This is a genomic window from Microbacterium sp. 69-10 (genome assembly GCF_001897945.1).
Lineage (GTDB): Bacteria > Actinomycetota > Actinomycetes > Actinomycetales > Microbacteriaceae > Microbacterium.
On sequence record NZ_MKRT01000024.1, the window covers coordinates 59,145 to 66,892 of the forward strand.

General features: G+C 69.6%; 8 protein-coding genes and 1 tRNA gene. 5 read left to right on the forward strand and 4 right to left on the reverse strand.

Annotated features, from left to right (window positions below):
• Positions 1-1,235, forward strand: a 1,235-nt coding sequence (locus BGN97_RS11240; RefSeq protein ID WP_292701362.1) for an FAD-dependent oxidoreductase, incomplete at its 5' end; no start/stop codon positions are given.
• A gap of 62 nt (positions 1,236-1,297) precedes the next feature.
• Here BGN97_RS11240 and BGN97_RS11245 read toward each other — a convergent pair.
• Both BGN97_RS11245 and BGN97_RS11250 read right to left on the reverse strand, forming a co-directional pair.
• A complete protein-coding gene (locus BGN97_RS11245) occupies positions 1,298-2,125 on the reverse strand; it encodes an aldo/keto reductase (protein WP_292701365.1) in 828 nt (275 codons plus the stop codon).
• Between the two features lie 21 nt (positions 2,126-2,146).
• Positions 2,147-3,340 carry an MFS transporter gene (locus BGN97_RS11250; RefSeq protein WP_292701368.1) on the reverse strand — a complete coding sequence of 398 codons (1,194 nt, stop codon included), beginning with the start codon at positions 3,338-3,340 and terminating at the stop codon, positions 2,147-2,149.
• A gap of 117 nt (positions 3,341-3,457) precedes the next feature.
• On the opposite strand from BGN97_RS11250, the gene BGN97_RS11255 reads away from it, so the two are divergent.
• On the forward strand, positions 3,458-3,907 hold the full coding sequence (locus tag BGN97_RS11255) for a MarR family transcriptional regulator (protein WP_292701371.1): 450 nt from the start codon (positions 3,458-3,460) through the stop codon (positions 3,905-3,907).
• A 14-nt stretch (positions 3,908-3,921) separates the two neighbouring features.
• On the opposite strand, the gene BGN97_RS11260 is transcribed toward BGN97_RS11255, so the two are convergent.
• Positions 3,922-3,994: transfer RNA gene (locus BGN97_RS11260), tRNA-Leu, on the reverse strand.
• A gap of 102 nt (positions 3,995-4,096) precedes the next feature.
• Between BGN97_RS11260 and BGN97_RS11265 the strand changes: the two genes are divergently transcribed.
• The 3 genes from BGN97_RS11265 to BGN97_RS11275 all read left to right on the forward strand — a co-directional run bounded on the left by BGN97_RS11265 (position 4,097) and on the right by BGN97_RS11275 (position 7,299).
• Positions 4,097-5,350, forward strand: coding sequence for an alanine racemase (locus tag BGN97_RS11265; RefSeq protein WP_292701374.1), 1,254 nt, complete (start codon positions 4,097-4,099; stop codon positions 5,348-5,350).
• Complete coding sequence (locus BGN97_RS11270) at positions 5,347-6,660, forward strand: D-arabinono-1,4-lactone oxidase (protein ID WP_292701376.1); 1,314 nt, start codon at positions 5,347-5,349, stop codon at positions 6,658-6,660. The genes BGN97_RS11265 and BGN97_RS11270 overlap by 4 nt, the downstream gene beginning before the upstream one ends.
• Positions 6,661-6,732: 72 nt before the next feature.
• Positions 6,733-7,299: a LemA family protein gene (locus BGN97_RS11275; RefSeq protein WP_292701378.1), complete on the forward strand. Its 567-nt coding sequence runs from the start codon at positions 6,733-6,735 to the stop codon at positions 7,297-7,299.
• A 31-nt stretch (positions 7,300-7,330) separates the two neighbouring features.
• On the opposite strand, the gene BGN97_RS11280 is transcribed toward BGN97_RS11275, so the two are convergent.
• On the reverse strand, positions 7,331-7,748 hold a 418-nt coding region (locus tag BGN97_RS11280; RefSeq protein ID WP_292701380.1), incomplete at its 5' end, for a crosslink repair DNA glycosylase YcaQ family protein.

Here is a 7,748-nt window from a genome sequence, read left to right on the forward strand (position 1 = left end):
CCTACGAGTTCGCTTACGACCAGATCGTCGTGACCGCCGGCGCCGTCTCGCGCACCTTCCCGATCCCCGGCATCGCCGACAACGCGATCGGGCTCAAGACCATCGAAGAGGCCGTCGCCGTGCGCGACAAGCTGATGTCGAACTTCGACAAGGCCGCCTCGATCCCCGCCGGCCCGGAGCGCGACCGTCTGCTGACCGTCGTCGTGGTCGGCGGTGGATTCGCCGGCATCGAGGTGTTCGCCGAGCTGCGCTCGCTGGCATCCGCTCTCGTCTCGAAGTACCCGCAGCTGTCGTTCGACGACACCCACTTCCACCTGATCGAGGCCATGGGTCGGATCATGCCCGAGGTCTCGCTGAAGACCAGCGAGTGGGTGCTGAAGGACCTCGCCAAGCGCGGCGCCAGCGTGCACCTGGACACCCAGGTCACCGGCGCCGTCGACGGTAACGTCGAGCTGTCCACCGGTGAGGTCATCCCGACCGACCTGATCGTCTGGACCGCCGGTGTCATGGCCAACCCCACCGTCGTGCGCGGCGGCGACCTGCCGGTCGAGGAGCGCGGTCGCATCCGCACCCGCGCCGATCTGCGCGTCGGCACGGCCGAGGAGGCCGTCGAGGGCGCGTGGGCCGCCGGTGACGTCTCGGCCGTCCCCGACCTGTCCGGCGGTGGCGTCGGCGGCTACTGCGTTCCCAACGCCCAGCACGCCGTGCGTCAGGCGAAGGTCCTCGCGAAGAACCTCGTCGCCGTGCTGCGCGGCGAGCGGACCAAGGACTACTTCCACAAGAACCTCGGCGCGGTCGCGGGCCTCGGCCTGTACAACGGCGTGTTCCAGTCCGGCAAGATCGCTCTGAAGGGCTTCGTCGCCTGGGTCGCGCACCGCGGCTACCACGGTCTGGCCATGCCGACCTGGGAGCGCAAGTGGCGCGTGCTGTGGGGCTGGTGGAACAACCTGTGGCTCGGTCGCGACATCGTGAACCTCGAGACCGTGCAGAACCCGCGCTACGTCTTCGAGGAGTTCGCGGCTCGGCCGCGTCCGGCTGCGCCGGCCGCTCCTGCCGAGAAGCCCGCTCCGGCGCAGGTCGCCGACGAGAAGGACGTTCCGGTCGCGAAGGATGCCGCGTCGAAGGACGCGGCGCCCAAGGCTGCTGCTGCCAAGGCCCCGGCTGCGAAGGCCGCCGCCAAGAAGCCGGCCGCCAAGAAGGCCCCGGCCAAGGAGACCGCCGACACCAAGGCGTGACGCTGACATGCTGAAAGGCCCGGATCCGATCGGATCCGGGCCTTTCGCTGTCCGGGCGTCGCTCAGGCGGCGTTGAACTCGTCCGGGTGCGGACCGGTGCGGCCGTCTCGCTCGAGCCTGTCGATCGCATCCAGTTCATCAGCGGTGAGCTCGAAGCCGAACACGTCGAAGTTCTCCGCGATGCGCGCGGGGGTCACCGACTTCGGGATCACGATGCGGCCCTGCTGCAGGTGCCAGCGCAGCACGGCCTGTGCGGGCGAGACGCCGTGCTCCTCGGCGATCGCGACGACGGCCGGGTCGCGCAGCACGGCGCCCTGGGCGAGCGGGCTCCATGCCTCGGTCGCGATGCCGTGACGGGTGTTCGCCGCGATCACGTCGCGGTTCTGCAGGGCCGGGTGCAGCTCGATCTGGTTGACCGCGGGGACGACCTCGGATGCCGCGACGAGGCGGTCCAGGTGCGCGGGCTGGAAGTTCGACACGCCGATGGCACGCACGCGCCCCTCAGCGTGGATCCGCTCGAGCGCCCGCCAGGTGTCCAGGTAGAGGTCGCGCTCCGGCGTGGGCCAGTGGATCAGGTACAGGTCCAGCTGCTCGAGGCCGAGCTTCTCCAGCGCCTCGTCATAGGCGCGGAGCGTGGCGTCGAAGCCCTGGTCGGAGTTCCAGACCTTCGAGGTGATGAACAGGTCGGACCGGTCGATGCCCGACTCGGCGATGGCGCGACCCACGCCGGCCTCGTTGCCGTAGACGGCTGCGGTGTCGATGCTGCGATAGCTGACTCGCAGCGCCTCGGCGACGGCCGCGGTGGTCTCGTCGTCGGGCACCTGGAAGACGCCGAAGCCGAGCTGCGGCATCTCGATGCCGTTGTTCAGGGTGATCGTGGGGATGGACATGATTTCCTTTCGAGGCGTGGGTCAGTTCGCGTGAGCGAGTTCAGGGGCGGTGGAGACGGATGCCGTGCTGCGCGCCTTCGCAGTGGCCATGGCGATGCCCATCACGACGAGGGCTGCCACGGTGATGCCGGCGCCGATCCAGATCGGGGCCGTGTAGCCGAGGCCCGCCGCGATGCCGATTCCGCCGGCCCAGGCGCCGAGGGCGTTGCCGACGTTGAAGGCTCCGATGTTGGCGCCGGATGCGAGGGTCGGGGCCTGACCCGCGTACTGCATGATGCGGCTCTGCAGGCCGGGGACCGTGCCGAAGCCGAACCCGCCCATCAGGAAGAGCGATGCGATCGTGGCGATCTGCCACTGCGCGGTGAAGCCGAAGAAGACGAGCACGACGACCAGCGCGGCGATGAAGGCGAGCAGCGTGCGGTCGATCGAGCGGTCGGCGAGCTTCCCGCCCAGCCAGTTGCCGACGACCAGACCGGCGCCGAACAGCACGAGAAGCCAGGGCACCGAGGCGGACGCGAATCCGCTGACCTCGGTGAGTGTGTACGCGATGTAGGTGAACGCGCCGAACATGCCGCCGTAGGCGAGCACGGTGACGGCGAGGGACAGCCAGACCTGGCCGGAGCGGAATGCGCCGAGCTCGGCGCGCAGGCTGACCTGCTGCTGCGCTCCGCGCTGTGCGGGGACGAGGGCGGCGATCCCGATGAAGGCGATGACGCCGATGAGGGAGATGGCCCAGAACGTGGACCGCCAGCCGAGCTGCTGGCCGAGGAACGTGCCGAACGGCACGCCCAGCACGTTCGCGGCGGTGAGTCCCGTGAACATGATGGCGATGGCGCCGGCCTTCTTCTCGGGACGCACCAGGCCCGAGGCGACAACGGAGCCGACTCCGAAGAACGCGCCGTGGTCGAGCGCGGCGATGATGCGGCCGACCATGGCGATCGCGTAGGTGTCGGCGACGGCGGTGAGCACGTTGCCGATGATGAACAGCACGACCAGCCCGAGCAGCAGCGGCTTGCGGGGGAGGCGGATGGTGAGGGCAGTCAGCAGCAGTGCGCCGACCACGACGGCCAGCGCGTAGCCGGAGATGAGCCAGCCGGCGGTCGCTTCGCTGACGCCGAAGTCGGTCGCGACCTCGGGCAGCAGACCCATGATGACGAATTCGGTGAGACCGATGCCGAACGCTCCGATGGCGAGGGCGATGAGTCCGAGTGGCATGAGGGTTCTCCTGTTACACTTGCCAAGTAGTTGCACACGCTGGATTTTGCGGATGCAGGAACAATGATTGCACATGCAAATAATCGGCGCAAGCAACTATCGCTGAGAGGAGCTCCCATGGGCATCGCGGATGACGCTGTCGAGATCAGGGCACAGGGCTGGCGCACGCTGGCCGCGCTGCACGGCATGATCGAGGTCGAGCTCGAGCGCGCGCTCACGGCGGAGGTCGGGCTGTCGGTCGTCGAGTACACCGTGCTCGATGCGCTCAATCGCCAGGACGGCTGGCACATGCGCATGCAGCAGCTCGCCCGTGCTGCTGCGCTGAGCCCGAGCGCGACCACGCGTCTCGTCAACAGGCTCGAGGACCGCGGCCTGCTGACGCGCATCCTCTGCATGGATGATCGTCGCGGCATCTACACCGAGCTGACCCCCGAGGGTCAGGAGCTGCACGACCGTGCGCGGCCCGTGCACGATGCGACCCTCGAGCGGGTCCTCGCCGAGGCGGCAGATCAGCCCGAGCTGGCGCCGATGGTCGATGCGCTGCACCGCGAGCCCGTCGTGCGCTGAGCTTCGCCACTGTGTGCCCCCAGTCGGATTCGAACCGACACTGAAGCGTGTTTAAGACGCCTGCCTCTGCCGTTGGGCTATGGGGGCCCGCGCCGCAAGCCTAGCCGCGCCCGTTCATGGAGCGGATCAGCATTGAACCGGGTGTCAACAATGGTGAATCCGGGTTCCGGAACGTCGTAGGGTGGGGGAGTGCTCGACCTCACCGCCGAACTGAGCCCCATTGCCGACGAGGGCCGCGCGGCCCGCGACCTCGCCTGGCAGGATCCCGCGCGCTACTGGAGCGGCCTCACCGAGGCCACAGCGCACCTTCCCGCGCCGGTCGCGGTGATCGAGCGAGATGCGCTCCGGCACAACGCGATGGACCTGCTGGTGCGCGCCGGCGGCATCCCCATCCGCGTCGCCACTAAGTCGGTGCGGGTGCGCTCCGTGCTGGACGCCGTCCTCGCCATACCGGGATTCCGGGGCATCCTGTCCTTCACCCTCGCCGAGGCGCTCTGGCTCGCCGAGGACCACGACGACATCGTGCTCGGCTACCCGACGGTGGATCGCGCCGGGCTGGCGACGCTGCTCTCCGACGAGAGGTTCGCGTCGCGCATCACCCTGATGATCGACGACCTCGCGCACCTCGACCTGATCGACTCCATCGCGGCGCCCGGGAAGCGACCGGAGGTGCGCGTCGCGATCGACGTCGACGCCTCGTTCAAGGCCCCGGGGCTCGGCCACCTCGGGGTCCGGCGCTCGCCGCTGTTCACCGCGGCGGATGTGGCGGGCTTCGCCCGCGAGGTCGTGCGGCGGCCCGGTTTCCGCCTGGTCGGACTGCAGATGTACGAGGCGCAGATCGCGGGTCAGGGCGACGCGGCCGGCCCCGATGCGCCCGTGATCAGGGCCATGCAGTCCCGCTCGCGCGCGGAACTGCGTCGCCGTCGCGCGGAGATCGCGGATGCCATGCTCGGCGTCGCCCCGCTCGAGTTCCTCAACGGCGGCGGCACCGGATCCCTGGAGTTCACCGGCAGCGACGAGTCCTTGACCGAGGCGACCGCCGGGAGCGGGCTGCTCGCCGGCCGGCTGTTCGACGGCTACCGCTCCTTCCGACCTGCGCCGGCCACTGGCTTCGCGTTCGACGTCGTGCGCAGACCCGCCCCCGACATCGCCACTGTCCTCGGCGGCGGATGGATCGCCTCCGGACCCGCGGTGGAGTCCCGCCAACCGGAACCCGTCTGGCCGCCGCGCCTGCGCACGCTGCCGCGCGAAGCCGCGGGAGAGGTGCAGACCCCGCTCCAGGGCGAAGCGGCGCGCGAGCTGAAGATCGGCGACCGGGTCTGGTTCCGGCACGCCAAGAGCGGCGAACCCGCAGAGCGGATCCTGAGCTACCACCTCGTCGCCGGCGGCTCCGTCGTCGAGGAACTGCCCACCTATCGCGGTGAGGGGAAGGCCTTCCTATGACGCGCCCCGGCGGAACCTGGCAGAACTGGGGGCGCTCCGCATCCGTGCGCCCCGTGCGGGTGGAACGTCCGCGCTCGCCCGAGGGCGTGCAGCGCGCCGTGAAGGCGGCGGCATCCCAGGGCCTCACGGTCAAGGCTGTCGGCGCCGGCCACAGCTTCACCGGCATCGCGGTCGCGCCGGGCGTGCTGCTGGAACTGGACGACATGCAGGGCCTCGTCTCGGCGGATGCGGCCACAGGACGCGTCACGCTGCTCGCGGGCACCCGGCTGCACCGCATCCCGTCGCTGCTGCGCCCCTACGGCCTCGCCATGGAGAACCTCGGAGACATCGACCGGCAGTCCATCGCCGGCGCGATCTCCACCGGCACGCACGGCACAGGTACGGAATTCGGCGGGATCGCCACGCAGGTGCGCGGCCTGACTCTCATCACCGCCGACGGAGAGTTCCTGCGCATCGACGAGACACACGACAGCGAACTGCTGCCCGGGGCCGTCGTCGGCCTCGGGGCGCTCGGCGTGGTCGTCGAGGTGACCCTGCAGTGCGTTCCGGCGTTCGTGCTGCACGCCGTCGACGCCCCCGCCCCGCTCGACGAGACGCTCGAGACCGTGCACCAGCAGGCCGCCGCGGCCGACCACCTCGAGTTCTACTGGCATCCGCACACCGACGTGGCGCTGAAGAAGACGCAGACACGACTGCCGGAGTCCGCGAAGCGGAATCCGATCCCGCCGATGCAGCACTGGCTCGACGAGACCGTGCTGACCAACGGCGTCTTCGGCGCGTTCTGCGCGGTCAGCCGCGCCGTCCCGGCGATCATCCCGCCGTTCAACCGACTCGCCGTCAGGCTCACCGGCGACGGCGAGTACTCCGACGAGTCGCACCGCGTGCTCATCCACCACCGCAACGTGCGATTCCGCGAGATGGAGTACGCGATCCCCGCCGACGACCTCGTGCCCGCCTTCGAGGAGGTGCGCGCACTGGTCGCCGACCGCGGCTGGCGGATCGAGTTCCCCGTGGAGGTGCGCTTCGCGGCATCCGATGATCTGTGGATGTCCACCGCTTCGGGGCGTGACAGCGCGTACATCGCCGTGCACCGCTACTGGCGCACCGATCCGCGTCCCTACTTCGACGCGGTCGAGCAGATCATGCTCCGGCACGGTGGACGCCCGCACTGGGGCAAACTGCACAGCCTGGATGCCGGGCAGCTGCGGGAGCGGTATCCGCACTTCGACGACTTCATCGCCCTGCGCGACCGCCTCGACCCGAAGCGCGTGTTCGGCAACAGACATCTCGAACGCATTCTCGGAGCCTGAGAACCGCCTGTCGTCCAGCCGATGCGCAGAGTCGCGCACATAGGATGGATCAAGATCCAAGAGGGGGCATCCATGGAATGGCTGTGGCCGGTACTGATCGTCGTGGGCATCGTCGTGCTCATCGGGATCTATCTGTGGTCGACCTACAACTCGCTCGTGCAGCTGAACGTGCGCGTGGACGAGGCGTGGAGCGGCATCACCGTGCAGCTCAAGCGCCGAGCCGACCTGATCCCGAACCTCATCGAGACCGTGCGCGGCTACGCCGCCCATGAGAAGTCCGTGTTCGAGGGCGTCACCCGGGCACGCGCCGAGACGCTCTCCGCGACGGGCCCCGCTGAGGCGGGAGTCGCCGAGGGGCACCTCCAGCAGGCGCTGCGCAGCCTGTTCGCGGTTGCCGAGGCCTACCCGCAGCTTCAGGCCAGCCAGAACTATCTGCAGCTGCAGCACTCGCTGGTCGACACCGAGGACAAGATCCAGGCGGCCCGTCGCTTCTACAACGGCGGCGTGCGCGAGCTGAACACCAAGATCAAGGTGTTCCCCAACAACATGTTCGCCCGCGGCCTCGGCTTCACCGAGCGCGAGTTCTTCGAGGTCGCCGACGGCAACGCGATCTCGGAACCGCCCCGCGTGCAGTTCTGACGGAAAAGGCCCCGCTCCGGCGGGGCCTTTCTCATTCCCGCGGGTGGGCGTGGCGGTCGAGGGCCGCCTCTCCGCCGTGCAGCGCCCGCGCCACGGCATCCGTCGCGTCACCCCACCCCGACACGCTGATGCGCTCCAGGCCCTGCCAGGCGGCCGCTCTGACGAGCTCCTCGGCGATCCGCGGGGCGTCGGCCTCCGGCCGCGCCTGCGGCTCCCACCACGCCGACTGCACGCGCAGCACGGATGCCGCGCGATCCGCCTTCAGGTCGGTGCGCGCGACGATCCTGTCGCCCACCAGCACGGGCAGCGAGTAGTACCCGTAGCGCCGCTTGTGCGCGGGGACGTAGATCTCGATCCGATAGTCGAAGTCGAACACGCGCAGGGCACGGTCACGGAACCACACCACGGGGTCGAACGGCGTCAGCAGAGCCGCGCGGTCGATGCGGCGG

Excerpts from the sequence above, each read along its gene's own strand:
- BGN97_RS11245 (WP_292701365.1), bottom strand. The coding sequence starts at position 2,125 with ATGTCCATCCCCACGATCACCCTGAACAACGGCATCGAGATGCCGCAG.
- BGN97_RS11250 (WP_292701368.1), bottom strand. The coding sequence starts at position 3,340 with ATGCCACTCGGACTCATCGCCCTCGCCATCGGAGCGTTCGGCATCGGT.
- BGN97_RS11255 (WP_292701371.1), top strand. The coding sequence starts at position 3,458 with ATGGGCATCGCGGATGACGCTGTCGAGATCAGGGCACAGGGCTGGCGC.
- BGN97_RS11270 (WP_292701376.1), top strand. The coding sequence starts at position 5,347 with ATGACGCGCCCCGGCGGAACCTGGCAGAACTGGGGGCGCTCCGCATCC.
- BGN97_RS11275 (WP_292701378.1), top strand. The coding sequence starts at position 6,733 with ATGGAATGGCTGTGGCCGGTACTGATCGTCGTGGGCATCGTCGTGCTC.